The organism is Arthrobacter sp. Soil_C_49, from assembly GCF_057656635.1.
This window is the reverse complement of the sequence record NZ_JBDGJZ010000005.1, coordinates 167965-183672: the sequence shown is the minus strand read 5'-3', so window position 1 is coordinate 183672 and position 15708 is coordinate 167965. Positions and strand designations below refer to the sequence as shown.

Annotated in this window: 14 protein-coding genes and 2 tRNA genes; 13 read left to right on the top strand and 3 right to left on the bottom strand. The window is 66.1% G+C overall.

Going from position 1 to position 15708, the window contains the following annotated elements:
• Window positions 1-20 precede the first annotated feature (20 nt).
• The 7 genes from AC3A4Z_RS10780 (at window position 21) to AC3A4Z_RS10750 (ending at window position 7119) form a co-directional block, all read left to right on the top strand.
• Window positions 21-797 carry a fumarylacetoacetate hydrolase family protein gene (locus tag AC3A4Z_RS10780; protein ID WP_498711547.1) on the top strand — a complete coding sequence of 259 codons (777 nt, stop codon included), beginning with the start codon at window positions 21-23 and terminating at the stop codon, window positions 795-797.
• A 48-nt stretch (window positions 798-845) separates the two neighbouring features.
• Window positions 846-2360 carry a glutamate--tRNA ligase gene (gltX, locus tag AC3A4Z_RS10775; protein WP_493970161.1) on the top strand — a complete coding sequence of 505 codons (1515 nt, stop codon included), beginning with the start codon at window positions 846-848 and terminating at the stop codon, window positions 2358-2360.
• On the top strand, window positions 2360-3097 hold the full coding sequence (locus AC3A4Z_RS10770; protein ID WP_498711546.1) for an HAD family hydrolase: 738 nt from the start codon (window positions 2360-2362) through the stop codon (window positions 3095-3097). Before gltX ends, AC3A4Z_RS10770 begins: the two co-directional genes overlap by 1 nt.
• Before the next feature lie 160 nt (window positions 3098-3257).
• Window positions 3258-3329 (top strand) — tRNA-Gln (locus AC3A4Z_RS10765).
• A gap of 139 nt (window positions 3330-3468) precedes the next feature.
• A tRNA-Glu gene (locus AC3A4Z_RS10760) sits at window positions 3469-3544 on the top strand.
• 240 nt (window positions 3545-3784) lie between these two features.
• Window positions 3785-5509, top strand: coding sequence for a dynamin family protein (locus AC3A4Z_RS10755; RefSeq protein ID WP_498711623.1), 1725 nt, complete (start codon window positions 3785-3787; stop codon window positions 5507-5509).
• On the top strand, window positions 5506-7119 hold the full coding sequence (locus AC3A4Z_RS10750) for a GTPase (protein WP_498711545.1): 1614 nt from the start codon (window positions 5506-5508) through the stop codon (window positions 7117-7119). The genes AC3A4Z_RS10755 and AC3A4Z_RS10750 overlap by 4 nt, the downstream gene beginning before the upstream one ends.
• A 30-nt stretch (window positions 7120-7149) precedes the next feature.
• Here the strand turns inward: AC3A4Z_RS10750 and AC3A4Z_RS10745 are convergent, their stop codons facing one another.
• Together AC3A4Z_RS10745 and AC3A4Z_RS10740 are read right to left on the bottom strand one after the other, a co-directional pair.
• Window positions 7150-7698 carry a DUF1697 domain-containing protein gene (locus tag AC3A4Z_RS10745; RefSeq protein ID WP_498711544.1) on the bottom strand — a complete coding sequence of 183 codons (549 nt, stop codon included), beginning with the start codon at window positions 7696-7698 and terminating at the stop codon, window positions 7150-7152.
• A 61-nt stretch (window positions 7699-7759) separates the two neighbouring features.
• Entirely contained in the window at window positions 7760-8479 is a 720-nt protein-coding gene (locus AC3A4Z_RS10740; RefSeq protein WP_009356552.1) for an IclR family transcriptional regulator, read from the bottom strand.
• Window positions 8480-8590: 111 nt separating this feature from the next.
• On the opposite strand from AC3A4Z_RS10740, the gene leuC reads away from it, so the two are divergent.
• The 6 genes from leuC to AC3A4Z_RS10710 all read left to right on the top strand — a co-directional run bounded on the left by leuC (window position 8591) and on the right by AC3A4Z_RS10710 (window position 15126).
• Complete coding sequence (gene leuC, locus AC3A4Z_RS10735) at window positions 8591-10045, top strand: 3-isopropylmalate dehydratase large subunit (RefSeq protein ID WP_493970165.1); 1455 nt, start codon at window positions 8591-8593, stop codon at window positions 10043-10045.
• An 8-nt stretch (window positions 10046-10053) separates the two neighbouring features.
• Window positions 10054-10656: a 3-isopropylmalate dehydratase small subunit gene (leuD, locus tag AC3A4Z_RS10730; protein ID WP_498711543.1), complete on the top strand. Its 603-nt coding sequence runs from the start codon at window positions 10054-10056 to the stop codon at window positions 10654-10656.
• A 149-nt stretch (window positions 10657-10805) separates the two neighbouring features.
• Window positions 10806-12131, top strand: coding sequence for a UDP-N-acetylglucosamine 1-carboxyvinyltransferase (gene murA, locus AC3A4Z_RS10725; RefSeq protein WP_050054700.1), 1326 nt, complete (start codon window positions 10806-10808; stop codon window positions 12129-12131).
• 10 nt (window positions 12132-12141) lie between these two features.
• On the top strand, window positions 12142-12918 hold the full coding sequence (locus tag AC3A4Z_RS10720) for a 1-acyl-sn-glycerol-3-phosphate acyltransferase (RefSeq protein ID WP_493970167.1): 777 nt from the start codon (window positions 12142-12144) through the stop codon (window positions 12916-12918).
• Window positions 12919-12925: 7 nt separating this feature from the next.
• Entirely contained in the window at window positions 12926-13978 is a 1053-nt protein-coding gene (locus AC3A4Z_RS10715; protein ID WP_498711542.1) for an NAD(P)H-dependent glycerol-3-phosphate dehydrogenase, read from the top strand.
• A 2-nt stretch (window positions 13979-13980) separates the two neighbouring features.
• A complete protein-coding gene (locus AC3A4Z_RS10710; protein ID WP_498711541.1) occupies window positions 13981-15126 on the top strand; it encodes a D-alanine--D-alanine ligase family protein in 1146 nt (381 codons plus the stop codon).
• Window positions 15127-15170: 44 nt separating this feature from the next.
• Here the strand turns inward: AC3A4Z_RS10710 and AC3A4Z_RS10705 are convergent, their stop codons facing one another.
• A complete protein-coding gene (locus AC3A4Z_RS10705; protein WP_498711540.1) occupies window positions 15171-15674 on the bottom strand; it encodes a DUF3515 domain-containing protein in 504 nt (167 codons plus the stop codon).
• Between the last annotated feature and the right edge of the window lie 34 nt (window positions 15675-15708).

Genomic DNA, 15708 nt, shown 5'->3' with positions numbered 1-15708 from the left:
AAGAAGGTAGGGTAGGAGCCATGCGTATTGCCAGGTTTGTCGTTGATTCTGATCCCCTCTACGGCGTTGTCGAAGGTGACCCGGGCAGTGAAGTCATCACTGTTATCCATGGAGACCCCTTCTTTAACGGGGTGGAGCGCACCTCTGTCCGCCACAAGCTGGAAGACGTCCGGCTGCTCGCGCCCATCATTCCCCGCAGCAAGGTGGTGGGTGTAGGCCGCAACTTCGTGGAGCACGCGCACGAGCTCGGCAACGAAGTTCCCGCCCAGCCCCTCCTCTTCCTGAAGCCCAACACCGCCGTCGTGGGCCCCAACGATCCCGTGGTACTCCCTGAGTTCTCCGAGGAAGTCTCCTTCGAGGCGGAACTGTGCGTAGTAATCGGCCGGATCTGCAAGGATGTGCCCGAGGAGCGCGTTGACGACGTAATCTTCGGCTACACGTGCGGCAACGACCTCACCGCACGGGACGTCCAGAAAAGCGATCTCCAGTGGACGCGCGCCAAAGGCTTTGATACCTCCGCGCCGCTGGGACCGTGGATCGAGACGGAACTCGATCCCGAGGACGTGCAGATCCAGGCCCGGCTCAACGGTGAGCTGCGGCAGGACGGCAGCACCAGCCAGATGATCAGGGGCGTGCGGGAACTTGTGTCCGTTGTCTCCCAGGCGTTCACCCTCCTGCCCGGCGATGTCATCATGACCGGGACGCCGGCCGGGGTTGGCCTGGTCAGCGCCGGTGACCGCATTGAGGTGGAGATCGAGGGGATCGGCCGCTTGTCCAACCCCATCGTCCGCCGCTGACCCCAGCCGCGGTGGCGGCAGGCGGCAGACGGTAAAGTTGAAGCCACTATGACTACTGCTTCTGCGTCGAATGCTGCCTCCATCCCGCCCGTCACCGCGGAGACGCCCGTACGGGTGCGCTTCTGCCCTTCGCCCACCGGCACCCCGCACGTGGGGCTGATCCGTACCGCCCTCTTCAACTGGGCTTACGCCCGCCACACCAAAGGCACCATGGTGTTCCGGATCGAGGACACCGATGCGGCGCGTGACAGCGAGGAAAGCTACCACCAGCTGCTCGATGCCCTGAAGTGGCTGGGCATCGACTGGGACGAGGGCGTGGAGGTGGGCGGCCCGCACGAGCCCTACCGGCAGTCGCAGCGCAGCGGCATCTACCAGGACGTGATCGCCAAGCTGCGCGAGGGCGGCTTCATTTACGAGTCTTATTCCACGCCGGACGAGATCGAAGCCCGCCACCGCGCCGCGGGACGCGATCCGAAGCTGGGCTACGACGGCTTTGACCGCCACCTGACGGACGAGCAGCTCGCCCAGTACAAGGCCGAAGGCCGCGAAGCTGTCCTGCGCCTCCGCATGCCGGACGAGGACATCACCTTCACCGACCTGGTGCGCGGCGACATCACTTTCCGCGCGGGGTCCGTGCCGGACTTTGCCGTGGTCCGTGCCAATGGTGCTCCGCTGTACACTCTGGTCAACCCCGTGGACGATGCCCTCATGGGGATCACCCATGTGCTCCGCGGAGAAGACCTGCTCAGCTCCACGCCCCGGCAGATCGCTCTGTACCGCGCCCTCTACGCCGTGGGCGTGGCACAGTACATGCCGGAGTTCGGCCACCTGCCGTACGTAATGGGCCAGGGCAACAAGAAGCTCTCCAAGCGTGATCCCGAATCCAGCCTGTTCCTGCACCGGGAGCGCGGCTTCATCCCCGAAGGCCTGCTCAACTACTTGTCCCTGCTGGGCTGGTCCCTGAGCGCAGATGAGGACATCTTCACCGTTGAACAGCTGGTGGAGCATTTTGATATCCACGATGTGCTGGGCAACCCGGCACGTTTCGATCTGAAGAAAGCCGAAGCCATCAACGGAACGCACGTCCGGATGCTGGCACCGGAGGTTTTCCGGGAGCGGCTGGCGCCGTACCTGCGCGCCGCTGATCTCGTGGGCGAAATCCTGACGGACCGTGAAGAACAGATCCTCACCGAAGCCGCGCCCCTGATCCAGGAACGCATCACCCTGCTGGGCGAGGCACCCGAGATGCTGGCCTTCCTCTTCAAGGCAGACGACGCCGTCGACGTCGCCGCTGACGCCCTCAAGGGACTGCCCGAGAACCTGACAGAGGTCCTGGACGCCGCCATCGCTGCCCTTGAGCCGGTGGAGGACTGGACTCCGGACAACATCCAGGCCGCGCTCAAGCAGGCCCTGGTCGAGGACCTGGGCATCAAGCCCCGCCTGGCCTTCGGACCGGTGCGAACTGCCGTTTCCGGCCGCCGCATCTCGCCGCCGCTGTTTGAGTCCATGGTGATCCTGGGCAAGGAGTCCTCGCTCCGCCGGCTCAAGAGCTTCCGCGGCTGATGACTGCTCCGAGCCAGGCAGAGGGCGCCGTCCTGGTGACGCCCTTCGGCGCAGTCCGCGGGGTGCTTTTCGACATCGACGACACCCTGGTTGACCTCGAATATTCGATGACCACCGCCCTGCGGGAGGTCAGCGAACACCTCCTGCCCGGCCTTGACCAGGCCGGGTGGGAGCGGTTCGGGCGGATCTTCACCCACGAGACCACGCACTATTACGACCGATACCTGGCCGGTGAGCTGACGTTCAACGAGCAGCGCCTGCTCCGCGGCCGCGCTGCGCTGGGACACTTCGGGGTTGAGCTGGGGGAAGGTGAGCAATCCCACCAGTGGCTCAATGCGTACATGGAGAAGCAGCCCGCCTACGTGAAGCCCTTTCCCGATGTGATGCCGCTGCTGGACAAGCTCGACCGGGCGGGCATCCCCTATGGCGCAGTCAGCAACAACGTCCACGATTACCAGCGCGCCAAGCTCGACGGGGCCGGCCTCGGACGCATCCGCCGGCTCGTTGGAACAGACACCCTGGGCGTGGCCAAGCCGGACCCGGCCATCTACCTCGAAGGGGTCCGGCTGCTGGGCACAGACCCTGCCCACACGTTGTATGTCGGCGATAACCGCCTGCTCGATGCGGAAGGCTCGACGGCGGCCGGCCTGCTTGGCGTCTGGCTCAACCGGGCGGGGGAGCCGGTGCAGGGATTCGACGGCAACTCGGTGTCTTCGCTCCAGGAACTGATCGCCTAGGACTTGGTGTGTGCGGGCCGCTGGAAACGGTGGCCCGCACGCTAAACCAGGCAGGGGAGGAGCCGATTTGTGCGAGCCGAAAGCTTCGGGTAAAGTAATTTCTCGTGCTGAGGGGCACGGAGCAGGGTAAAAGCCCTGAAATCCGGCCCGAAAGTATCATTGGGATATGGTGTAATTGGCAACACTACGGTTTCTGGTACCGTCATTCTAGGTTCGAGTCCTGGTATCCCAGCTCTGTTGAGAGCCCGCAAAGCGGGCAGGAAAACAGACGGTTTCAGACGGTCCGCCGATTTGAAACTAAAGCGAAGTGTATGAAACAATCACTGAGCTTGACCAGCGGAAACGCCGGTCGGAAGTACGGTAAAGTACACGGCCCCATCGTATAGCGGCCTAGTACGCCGCCCTCTCACGGCGGTAACGCGGGTTCGAATCCCGCTGGGGTCACCAACGAAACGGTCCCGGGCAAACGCCCGGGGCCATTTTTTTGTTCCGCCCTCGAAACTGCCCCCGCCCAAGCGTTGCACCCTCGTCCGGACATAACACCCTGGCGTTCGCGGGGGAGTTGTCCGGATGCGGGTGTTTTGTGATGAACCACACCCACGCCTGAACTGGCATGATGATCCTGTGACCTCCCGGAACGAGCGGAACGAGCAAGAACTGCCGCGCGATGCACAGCCAGCGCAGGCGATGGCGGCTGTGGCCCTGCTGGAAGAAGTACGGGATGACCTCGCCGCTGCGTCGCTGCCGTTGGCCTTGCCTGAGGCGGAACAGGCCCGGCGCGACGCCGCCAGCGCTGTTGCCCAGCTCGACGACTACATCCTCCCGCGGTACCGCAGCCTCGACGCCCCGCTGCTGGCCGTCGTCGGCGGCTCCACGGGTGCCGGCAAATCAACGCTTGTTAACGCGTTGGTGGGCCACCCGGTGACCCGCTCCGGAGCCATCCGCCCCACTACACGGCAGCCCATCCTGCTGCACCACCCGTCGGAAGCGGCTTGGTTTGAGGGCCAGCGCGTCCTGCCCACCCTGAGCAGGATCCGGGGATATGTCGCCAGCAGCCCGGTACCGGCCACCAGCGCGGGGCCCGTCCCGGACGCCGGCGCCATGTCCTCCCTTGTCCTCGTGGCTGACCCGGCCATGCCCGAAGGCATCGCACTCCTGGATGCGCCGGACGTCGACTCCATCTCTGACGACAACCGCAAGCTCGCCGGGCAGCTCCTCGCCGCCGCCGACCTGTGGATTTTTGTCACCACTGCCAACCGCTATGCCGACGCCGTTCCCTGGAGACTGCTCCTCGACGCAGCTGGGCGGGACATCATGGTGGCAGTAGTACTGGACCGGGTGCCCCAGGGGGCGGAAGCCGAGGTCAGCGAGGACCTGCGTGGGCTCCTGGACCGGGAAGGCCTGGGTGCCGCGCAGCTGTTCATCATTCCGGAGACGGCCCTCGACCCGCTGGGCATGCTCCCCGCCGCTACAGTCCTGCCGCTGCGCACCTGGCTGGGGGACCTTGCCGCGGATGCCGCCGGCCGTTCCGGGATCGCCCGCAGAACCCTTGACGGGACGGTCAGGGCCCTGGCCGGCCGTGTTGCGGCGGTGGCCCATGCTGCGCGGGAACAGCAGCGGGCCGCAGGCAACCTGGAAGCCGCTGCCGTGTCGGCCTACAACGGCGCGGCCACCCGCATCCTCGATGCCACCAGGGACGGCTCACTCCTCCGCGGCGAAGTGCTGGCCCGCTGGCAGGACTTTGTGGGCACCGGGGAATTCTTCCGGACCCTGGAACAAAACGTTGGCCGGTTCCGTGACCGGCTGGGCGCCTTCTTCCGCGGAGAACCGCCGCCCGCCATCCGCGTGGAGGCAGCCATCGAGACGGGGCTGCAAGCCGTCATCGTGGACGAAGCCGCGAATGCCGCCGAGGACACGGACCAGAGCTGGCGCAACGACCCCGCCGGACGCCATCTGCTGGGAACGGACGACCTCTCAGGGACATCCCCGGGCTTCGAGGACCGCGCAGCCGCCGAAATCAGGGCCTGGCAGGAATCCCTGATGGAACTGATCCGCACCGAAGGCCAGGGAAAGCGGACCCAGGCCCGCTGGCTGTCCTTCGGCATCAACGGGCTCGGGGCGGCCCTGATGATCGTGGTGTTCTCGATGACGGCCGGACTGACAGGACTCGAAGTGGGCGTGGCGGGTGGAACGGCCGTTGTGGGACAGCGGCTGCTGGAGGCTGTTTTCGGCGAGGACGCCGTCCGGCGCATGGCCGAAAAGGCGCGGGAGGACCTGCACGTGCGCTGCCAGCGGCTGCTGCAGGACGAACAGCACAAATTCCTGGCCCGGCTTCCGGAACGGGATGACAGATCCGCCGAGTCCTTCGCTGCCCACGCGAATGCGCTGGCCCGGCTGGCGGACACCACATGAGCCGTCACAGCGACACGCGTAATTCGTCACGGCTGGACCGCAGGCTCTCCGCCCTCACCGATGCCCGGGAACTGGGCGAAGGCGTCCTCCCCGACGAATCGCTCCAGGAGGTGTCCAGCGTCCTCGAGCGGGCCAGTTCCCGGCGGTCACTGTCCGCCGACCACACGGTGGTGGGCTTCTTCGGAGCCACCGGCAGCGGCAAGTCCTCCCTGTTCAACGCGGTGAGCGGAGCGGAAATCGCGACGGCGGCAGCGCGCCGTCCCACCACATCGGAACCGTTGGCAGGGGTGTGGGGAGCGGACGGCAGCGAACCCCTGCTGGACTGGCTGGAGGTCCGGAACCGGCATCATGCCGCAGCCGTGGACGGCTTCGCCAACGAGGACACCGGCCTGATCCTGCTGGACCTGCCGGACTTCGATTCCACCAGGGCCGCCAACCGCGAGGTGGTGCAGCGGATGGTGGGGTTGGTCGACGTCCTGGTCTGGGTCCTTGATCCGCAAAAATATGCCGATGCCGCTGTCCACAACGACTTCCTGGCACACCTGGCCTCGCACGGCGCCGTCACCCTGGTGGTCCTCAACCAGGTGGACCGCCTTCACGCCCAGGACGTCCGGCCGGTCCTGGAGTCCCTCCGGTCCATCCTTGCCCGTGACGGCCTCGCCAAGGTCCAGCTCCTTGCGGCCTCCGCACTCGCCGGGGCAGGCGTGGACAAGGTCCGGGACGCTATCCGCGGCGTAGCGGTACAACGCAAAGCCCAGTCACAGCGGCTGGCGGCGGACATCACCCGGGCCTCAGCCGAATTGGGCACAGTATCCGGTGGCGGACAGGCAGCCGGCGTCCGGTCCGGTGCAAAGACGCGTCTGGCGGACGAGCTGGCTGTTGCGGCCAACGTCCCCGCGGTTGTGCGGGCAGTGGGCCAGTCCTACCGCCTGGAAGCAGTGAAGCGGACCGGCTGGCCCGTCACCCGCTGGCTTTCCCGGTTCCGGCCGGACCCCTTGCGGCGCCTTAATCTGCGCAGCGCCGCTCCTTCGGAGCTGAACCGGACTTCGCTGCCGCAGGCGGGAGCGCCCGAGCGTGCCAGGACCGATGCAGCCGTGCGGGAATTTGCGGACGCCGCCAGCGCGGGCGCTCCTGGCCCCTGGCGGGCGGCCATCCGGAGCGCGGCGAGGGAGGGCAGGGAGCGGCTGCCCGACGCACTGGACCAGGCGATTGCCGGTACCGACCTTGCCGCCAACCGTAAGTCGTGGTGGTGGGGCTTATTCAACGTGGTGCAATGGCTGGCCCTGCTCACAGTCCTGGGAGGGCTGGGCTGGCTCGGCGTCCTGGCGGCGCTTGGCTACTTCCAAATGCCTGTACCGGAAGTGCCCAGGGTGGAGGGCTGGCCGGTGCCCACGCTGATGATCGCCTGTGGGGTGGTCCTGGGGATCTTCCTTGCCCTCACCGGCAGGTTCCTTGCCGCGGCCGCTGCCAACGCCCGGGCAGGACGGGCACGGAAACGGCTAAACGCAGCGGTGGCAGCCGTGGCCCAGGAACTCGTGGTGGAACCAGTGGAGGTCGAAGTCAGCAGGCTCGCAGCCTTCAACGCGGCGCTGAAGGCAGCCGCCGGGTAGAAGTAATGCGCGGCGGCGGCGGGCAGCCAGTCAGCGGGCTGCGGAGAGTTCGACGGCGGCATCCCTGACTTTGATGAGGGTGCGCAGGTTCCGTGTGGTGGTGGAGGCCTTGAACCTGGCCTTGGAAGTGATTTTGCTGAACGGACTGTCCAGGGTTCCCCCGGCGGGGGCCAGCCAGGCCAGCGCCTCGGGGCCCAGCCGCTTTTGCTCAGCGCCCTCCAGTGCAGCGCCGGCTGCCTCGAGTTCGTCCAGCATGCCCACATCGGAGGAGAGCGTGATGTAGGTGTGAGTAGTCTTATCGTCGTCCGGGTAGGGGCAGGCGGTTACCAGGTCAGCCACCCGGGCTGCGTCCAGGACCACCACCCAGGCGTCGTAACCGAAGGTTTCCCGGAGGCATTTCTCGCACTCCCGTTTTACTGCGGCGGCGTCCAGGTCGCTGGTCAACACCACGTTTCCGCTGGCAAGCAGGGTCCGGGCGTCCGGAAAACCGGCGGACTTGAGCGCCTCCCGGAGCTCCGCCATCTTGATGTTGATGCCGCCCACGTTGATGCCCCGGAGAAACACTGCAAAGCTGCCCATGGCGAAATCCTAGCGTCCGCAGCACGGCGGCGGAGGTAACCGGGCAGGCGCGGGGTCTGCGTCAGTCGTTGTTTTTGCGCAACGCCTCGGTGAGGATGCGGCCGGCGTTGCAGACTACTTCGGCATGCAGCCTGCCGGGCTGGCGGGTGAGCCGTTCGATGGGACCGGAAATGGAAACTGCCGCAATTACCCGGCCGGACGGTCCACGCACCGGTGCTGACACCGAGGCAACCCCTGGCTCGCGTTCGCCGAGGCTCTGGCCCCAGCCCCGCCGTCGTACTCCTGCAAGGACGGTGGGCGTGAAGCGGGCGGACTGCAGCCCTTCGAGCAGGCGGTCGTGGTCCTCCCATGCCAGCAGCACCTGGGCGGCCGAGCCTGCCTTCATGGACAACTGCGTTCCCACGGGAATGGTGTCGCGCAGGCCGATGGGACGCTCTGCGGAAGCAACGCAGACGCGCCAGTCGCCCTGGCGGCGGAAGATCTGTGCGCTCTCGCCGGTAGCATCGCGCAGCTGCATCAGCACAGGTCCTGCTGACGCGATCAGGCGGTCCTCGCCCGCAGCCGACGCCAGTTCAACAAGGCGGCTGCCCAGGACGAAACGGCCCTGGATGTCGCGGCTGACCAGCCGGTGGTGGACGAGTGCCAGGGCAAGGCGGTGGACGGTGGGACGGGCCAGGCCGGTTGCCGCCACCAGCTGCGCCAGTGTGGTGGGCCCGGCCTCCAGCGCATCGAGCACCTGGGCCGCTTTATCAATGACACCGACTCCACTAGAATTGTCCATGTAATGATATTGCCGTCTCAATATCTGAGATGCAAATCTTTCGGCTGGCGCAGTGCGGAACGTACTGGTTCAGTGGAACTATCAGCCAAACAGCAGTGAAGGGAGATGGCCATGGCAAAGACATTGGCCGAGAAAGTCTGGGACGCGCACGTGGTGCGCAAAGGCGACGGCGAAGGTGCCAATGCCCAGCCCGACCTTCTCTTCATCGACCTCCACCTCGTCCATGAGGTCACGTCCCCGCAGGCGTTCGAAGGCCTGCGCCTGGCCGGCCGCAAGCTGCGCCGCCCGGACCTGACCATCGCCACGGAGGACCACAACACTCCCACGCTGGACATCGACAAGCCTATCGCCGATCTGACCAGCCGCACGCAGATCCAGACGCTGCGCAACAACTGCGCGGAGTTCGGGGTGCGGCTGCATTCCCTCGGAGACGCCGAACAGGGCATCGTCCACGTGGTGGGTCCGCAGCTGGGCCTCACCCAGCCGGGCATGACTGTTGTCTGCGGCGACTCGCACACCTCCACCCACGGTGCCTTCGGGGCGCTGGCCATGGGCATTGGCACCTCCGAGGTGGAGCACGTAATGGCCACCCAGACGCTGTCCTTGAAGCCTTTCAAGACCATGGCCATCAACGTTGAAGGCACGCTGCGTCCGGGTGTCACCGCCAAGGACATCATCCTGGCCGTCATCGCCAAGATCGGCACCGGCGGCGGCCAGGGCTACGTCCTGGAGTACCGCGGCTCCGCCATCCGCGCCCTGTCCATGGACGCGCGCATGACCATCTGCAACATGTCCATCGAGGCCGGCGCCCGCGCCGGCATGGTGGCGCCGGATGAGACCACTTACCAATACATGAAGGGCCGTCCGCACGCGCCGCAGGGCGCTGACTGGGACGCCGCCGTGAAGTACTGGAACACCCTGCGCACCGACGACGACGCCACCTTCGACGTGCAGGTTGACCTTGATGCCGACACGCTGGAGCCCTTTGTCACCTGGGGCACCAACCCCGGCCAGGGCGTCTCCCTGTCTGAGTCCGTCCCGTCTCCGGAGGACTTCGGCGACGAGAACGCCAAGGCTGCCGCCGAGCGCGCCCTGCAGTACATGGGCCTCGAAGCCGGAACTCCCATGAAGGACATCCGCGTGGACACAGTGTTCCTGGGTTCCTGCACCAACTCCCGGATGGAAGACCTGCGTGCCGCTGCGGACATCATCCGAGGGCGCCAGAAGGACCCCAACATCCGCATGCTCGTGGTCCCGGGCTCGGCACGCGTCCGCCTGGAAGCCGAGGCCGAGGGCCTGGACAAGGTCTTCAAGGACTTCGGCGCCGAATGGCGTTTTGCCGGCTGCTCCATGTGCCTGGGCATGAACCCGGACCAGCTGGAAGTGGGGGAGCGCTGCGCCTCCACCTCCAACCGCAACTTCGAAGGGCGCCAGGGCAAGGGCGGCCGGACCCACCTGGTGTCCCCAGTGGTGGCCGCAGCCACCGCCATTCGCGGGACCCTGAGCTCGCCGTCGGACCTTGATCCGGCCCCTGAATCCGCCGCCATCCGTACCGACGCAGCCTAGGACACGCCATGGAAAAGTTCACCACCCACACCGGAATCGGCGTCCCGCTGCGCCAGAGCAACGTGGACACGGACCAGATCATCCCCGCTGTCTACCTCAAGCGCATCACCCGCACCGGCTTCGAGGACGCCCTGTTTTCGGCATGGCGCAAGGACGCTTCCTTCATCCTGAACCAGGAACCGTTCAACGCCGGTTCCGTCCTGGTGGCAGGCCCCGATTTCGGCACCGGCTCCTCCCGCGAACACGCGGTATGGGCGCTGAAGGATTACGGCTTCAAAACCGTGCTCTCATCCCGGTTCGCCGATATCTTCCGCGGCAACTCGGGCAAGCAGGGCCTGCTGGCCGCCCAGGTGGCACAGGATGACATTGAACTGATCTGGAAAGAGCTCGAAAACGCTCCCGGCACCCAGGTCACCGTGGACCTCGTCTCCAAAACCGTGGTGTGCGGCAACATCGTGGCGCCCTTCGACATCGACGACTACACGCGCTGGCGCCTGCTCGAAGGCCTGGACGATATCGGCCTGACGCTCCAGCACGAGGCGGACATCACTGCCTACGAGTCCACCCGCCCTGCCTTCCTGCCAAAAACCCTGCCGGCACGCCTTTCCTGAGCGGGCGGAAGTACCTCTGACCGTGCGACGGCGGTCCGCCACGCCCTGCCGCCGTCGCCCGCGTATTTCGGTTCGGTAACGCGACCTCCTATGCTTGGTTGGAGCCTTTGCAAGGTTTTGGGGGCTAGTTATCGTGAGGAAACCGGTATATGAGTAGTGTTCTGACAATCCGCGGCGGAGTCCCGCTCACAGGCCGCGTCAGCGTCCGGGGAGCGAAAAACCTCGTACCCAAGGCGATGGTGGCAGCGTTGCTGGGCAACGAACCGTCCGTGTTGCGGAACGTTCCGGAGATCAAGGATGTGGAGGTAGTCACCTCCCTCCTGCAGCTCCACGGCGTTACTGTGGTCAAGGACCCGGTCAACGGGGACCTGACGTTGGACCCGAAGGCTGCCAAGACCGCCCCCAGCACCGCCATTGATGCCCACGCCGGCGACTCGCGGATTCCCATCCTGCTGTGCGGGCCCCTGATCCACGCCATCGGTGAAGCGTTCATTCCCGATCTCGGCGGCTGCAAGATCGGCGACCGTCCCATCGATTACCACCTCGACGTGCTGCGCCAGTTCGGTGCCGTAGTGGAGAAACGGCCGGGCGGCATCCACATCTCCGCCCCCAAAGGCCTGCACGGGGCGAAGATTTCCCTGCCCTACCCGTCCGTGGGTGCCACGGAGCAGGTGCTGCTGAGCGCCACCCGCGCCGAGGGCATCACCGAACTCTCCGGGGCCGCAACGGAGCCGGAGATCATCGACCTGATCGCCGTGCTGCAGAAGATGGGCGCCATCATCAGCGTCCAGACGGACCGCACCATACGCATCGAGGGCGTCCGCGACCTCGGCGGCTACAACCACCGGGCCCTCTCGGACCGCAACGAATCGGCGTCATGGGCTTCCGCAGCGCTGGTGACCAAGGGGGACATCTTCGTTGAAGGCGCCTCCCAGCGGGACATGATGACGTTCCTGAACACCTACCGCAAGGTGGGCGGCGGCATGGACATCGGCGAGGACGGCATCCGTTTCTACCACAAGGGCGGAAAGCTCAACCCCCTGGTCCTGGAAACGGACGTGCACCCCGGGTTCATGACCGACTGGCAGCAGCCGCTGGTGGTGGCTCTGACGCAGGCTGAAGGTGTTTCGATCGTCCACGAGACCGTGTACGAAAACCGCTTCGGCTTCACCGACGCCCTGATCCGGATGGGGGCCAGCATCCAGGTGCACCGCGAATGCCTGGGCAGCGTGCCGTGCCGGTTCGGCCAGCGGAACTTCCTGCATTCCGCCGTGATTTCCGGGCCCACCCAGCTGAAGGGCACCGACATCGACGTCCCTGACCTCCGCGGCGGCTTCAGCCACCTGATCGCGGCCCTCGCCGCCACGGGAACTTCCCGGGTGACGGGAATCGACATCATCAACCGGGGCTACGAGCGCTTCACCGAAAAGCTGGCCGGACTGGGCGCCGACTTCGACATCACCCCCACGAAGTAGCGGTACCGACGTGAAAGAGACTGCGAAAAGCAGGGCCACCTTCATGTTCATCGCCAGCGTGGCCCGGCCGCTGTTGAACCTCATGATGGACAAGAAGTGGGAAGGAACGGACAAGCTTCCCGCCGGCGGGTTCATTGCGGCCCCCAACCACTGCACCGAAATTGACCCGCTGGTGGTGGGCCACATGCTGTACAACCAGAAACGTGCCCCGCACTTCCTGGCGAAGGCGGGCCTCTTCAAGGTGCCCGGCCTGGGCTGGCTGCTGCGCGCCACCAAGCAGGTCCCGGTGGAGCGTTCGACGGCGGGAGCGAACCGCTCGCTGCAGGTCGCCCAGGAGATTGTCGCCGAGGGCGGCGCCATCATCATTTACCCTGAGGGCACCCTGACGCGGGACCCGGACCTGTGGCCCATGAAGGGCCACACCGGCGCCGCGCGCCTGGCGCTGGAGGGCGGCATTCCCGTGGTTCCCATCGCTCATTGGGGCGCACACGAGGTCTTCCCTCGCTACGGCAAGCGGTTCCACATCTTCCCGCGCAAACGGTCCCGGGTGCTGGTTGGTGATCCCGTGGACCTCAGCGCCTTCTCCGGCCGTCCCCTGGACAAGGCCACGCTGGCTGGTGCCACCGACACCATCATGGACGCCATCACCGCTCTCCTCGCAGACCTGAGGGGCGAGCAGCCCCCGGCGGTGCGGTGGGATCCGGCCAAGCAGCAGCAGTCAAAGCACGGGCGCTTCGTGGAGCGCGGACAGCAGCAGACCGGCGAACGGGCGCCCGGTGATTCCTGAGGGGACAGTGATTCCTGAAGGGACACAGGGGGGATCGGCCCGTTCCGTTGCCGTGCTCGGGGCCGGCTCCTGGGGGACCACGTTTGCGAAGATCCTGGCCGACGCCGCCACGGCGGCCGGCGTGCCGCGCACCATCCGGCTGTGGGGCCGGCGCAGTGAAGTGGTGGAGGAGATCAACACCTTCCACCGCAACAGCCAGTACCTGAAAGACATCGCCCTCCCCGACAGCATTACCGCCTACACCGAGGTCCGCAAGGTATTCGACGGCGCTGACCTGGTGGTCCTGGCGGTGCCGGCCCAGTCCCTGCGGCCGCAGCTGCGCGGGTGGAAGGACATGATCGCGCCCGGCGCCATGGTGGTTTCGCTGATGAAGGGCCTCGAACTGGGCACGGACGCCCGGATGAGCGAGGTCATCAGCGAGGAACTTGGCGTTCCCACCGAGCGCATCGCCGTCGTATCCGGTCCCAACCTTGCCATGGAGATTGCCCGCGAGGAGCCCACGGCGTCTGTGGTGGCGTGCTCCGATTCCGCTGCTGCCGGCTGGATTGCCCGCAGCTGCACCGCACCATATTTCCGGCCTTACACCACGGCGGACGTCGTAGGGGTAGAGATCGGCGGCATTGTGAAGAACGTCATCGCGCTGGCAGTAGGGATTTGCGAGGGCCGGCAAATGGGGGACAACACCAAAGCTTCCGTCATTACCCGCGGCCTCGCCGAGACGTCCCGCCTCGCGTTGGCGCTGGGCGGTGACGCCAAAACGATGGCGGGCCTGGCGGGCCTGGGCGACCTCGTGGCCACCTGCTCTTCCCCTCTGTCGAGGAACCACACCGCCGGCCGCCTGCTCGGCCAGGGCCTGACGCTGGAGGAAGTGGGCCAGAAGATGACCCAAACAGCCGAAGGCATTAAATCCGGCCAGGCCGTGCACGAACTCGCAGCAAAGCTGGGCGTCGAGATGCCCATCACGGCCGCCGTCGTCGCCGTGCTGGCAGGCAAGCTGTCCGTTGACCAACTGGGGCCCGTCCTGCTGGCCCGGGAACTGAAACCTGAAGGCGATTACTGAACATGTCCCACAATCTGACCGCAGCAGAGCCGGCCGGCGGGGGAAAGCCCCGGGTGGCAGTACTTTTCGGCGGCCGCTCCAGCGAGCATGCCGTGAGCTGCGTTACGGCGGCCGGTGTCCTTGGTGCCATAAACAAGGACAAATACGAGGTGATCCCGATCGGAATCGCCAAGACGGGGCAGTGGGTCCTTGCCGCCGCCGACACCGCCCAGTGGTCCCTCTCCGCATCCTCGCTGCCCGAGGTGGTCCCGTCTCAGAAAACAGTGACGCTGGCCGAGATCGGAGGCGAACACCAGCTGATCGTGGCTTCCCCCAACGAGGTTCCCCAGGAGCTCGGCACCGTGGATGTGGTGTTCCCGCTGCTGCACGGCCCGTTCGGTGAGGACGGCACCATCCAGGGGCTCCTGGAACTCTCAGACACCCGGTACGTCGGAGCCGGCGTCCTGGCTTCCGCTGTGGGGATGGACAAGCACTACATGAAGGTGGTCTTTGAAGCGGCCGGCCTTCAGGTGGGCCCGTACATTGCCGTCACCGACAGGCAGTGGCGCAAGGACGCTGAGTCCGTTCGGAAGCAGGTGGACCGGCTCGGGTTCCCTGTCTTCGTCAAGCCCGCCAGGGCCGGATCCTCGATGGGCATTTCCAAGGTGGACTCCCTGGATGAGCTGGACGCTGCCATTGAGGAAGCACGGCGGCACGACCTCAAACTCGTCATTGAGGCGGGCATTGTGGGCCGCGAGATTGAATGCGCAGTGCTCGAAGGCAGGGGGACCGATGCCCCCCGCACCTCCATGCCCGGCGAGATCTCCGTGGCAGGCGGCACGCACGAGTTCTACGACTTCAACGCGAAGTACGTCGAGGACGACGCCGCAGCGCTCAGCTGCCCGGCAGACCTGCCCGAGGAAGCCATCACCAGGGTGCGTGAACTCTCGGCGGCTGCTTTTGACGCGGTGGGCGCAGAGGGATTGAGCCGGGTGGACTTCTTCTATACACCGGACGGCCAGCTGATCATCAACGAGATCAACACCATGCCGGGCTTCACCCCCAAGAGCATGTACCCGCAGATGTGGGCCGCCTCAGGCCTGGGCTACGCCGACCTCATCGACGAACTCATCTACCTGGCCCTGAACCGCAAAACCGGACTCCGCTGATCCCCACCGGTTGAAATTGTCCCGGTGGTTGAGCTTGTCGAAACCTACTGGCTTTCCGGCAGGTTCTGCAGTTCCTCCTGGCCCACGCAGTTCCTGCCGGCCGGGATCTCGGCTGCGGCGACTGCAAGGTCGGCAAGCACTGTGGCGGAGCTGATTTTGTCCGGGTCCATCAGGATCTCCGTGGCAGGCTCCCGGCCGTAGGTGGTGAGCGTCCACACGGGGTTGCCGTCCTTGATGACCCAGTCGATCCCGTTGACTGTCACGCACCGGTCGGTGGTGGGTCCCGGAACATTCACGCCGCAGCGCAGGACCACCAGCGAGGGATCACCCCAGGCGGCAGTGGCCTGGCTGTTCGTCTTGCGCAACGCAGAGTCCCCGATGGCCTCAGGCAGCGCCACCATCATCGGGGCGCACGCCGGGTTGGCCGCGTCCTGGGCAGCAGGAACGTCCACCACTGGCGCGCAGGCCACGAGCGAAAGGGCTGCAAAAGCCCCGATCAGTGCGGTCCTGGCAGCGCGGGCGGTCAGGGAAGCGTGGGGGCGGTGCATACTCCAAGCCTATCGCCGCCGCCACGCCGGCCAG

Excerpts from the sequence above, each read along its gene's own strand:
- AC3A4Z_RS10780 (WP_498711547.1), top strand. The coding sequence starts at position 21 with ATGCGTATTGCCAGGTTTGTCGTTGATTCTGATCCCCTCTACGGCGTT.
- gltX (WP_493970161.1), top strand. The coding sequence starts at position 846 with ATGACTACTGCTTCTGCGTCGAATGCTGCCTCCATCCCGCCCGTCACC.
- AC3A4Z_RS10770 (WP_498711546.1), top strand. The coding sequence starts at position 2,360 with ATGACTGCTCCGAGCCAGGCAGAGGGCGCCGTCCTGGTGACGCCCTTC.
- AC3A4Z_RS10755 (WP_498711623.1), top strand. The coding sequence starts at position 3,785 with ATGGCGGCTGTGGCCCTGCTGGAAGAAGTACGGGATGACCTCGCCGCT.
- AC3A4Z_RS10750 (WP_498711545.1), top strand. The coding sequence starts at position 5,506 with ATGAGCCGTCACAGCGACACGCGTAATTCGTCACGGCTGGACCGCAGG.
- AC3A4Z_RS10745 (WP_498711544.1), bottom strand. The coding sequence starts at position 7,698 with ATGGGCAGCTTTGCAGTGTTTCTCCGGGGCATCAACGTGGGCGGCATC.
- AC3A4Z_RS10740 (WP_009356552.1), bottom strand. The coding sequence starts at position 8,479 with ATGGACAATTCTAGTGGAGTCGGTGTCATTGATAAAGCGGCCCAGGTG.
- leuC (WP_493970165.1), top strand. The coding sequence starts at position 8,591 with ATGGCAAAGACATTGGCCGAGAAAGTCTGGGACGCGCACGTGGTGCGC.
- leuD (WP_498711543.1), top strand. The coding sequence starts at position 10,054 with ATGGAAAAGTTCACCACCCACACCGGAATCGGCGTCCCGCTGCGCCAG.
- murA (WP_050054700.1), top strand. The coding sequence starts at position 10,806 with ATGAGTAGTGTTCTGACAATCCGCGGCGGAGTCCCGCTCACAGGCCGC.
- AC3A4Z_RS10710 (WP_498711541.1), top strand. The coding sequence starts at position 13,981 with ATGTCCCACAATCTGACCGCAGCAGAGCCGGCCGGCGGGGGAAAGCCC.
- AC3A4Z_RS10705 (WP_498711540.1), bottom strand. The coding sequence starts at position 15,674 with ATGCACCGCCCCCACGCTTCCCTGACCGCCCGCGCTGCCAGGACCGCA.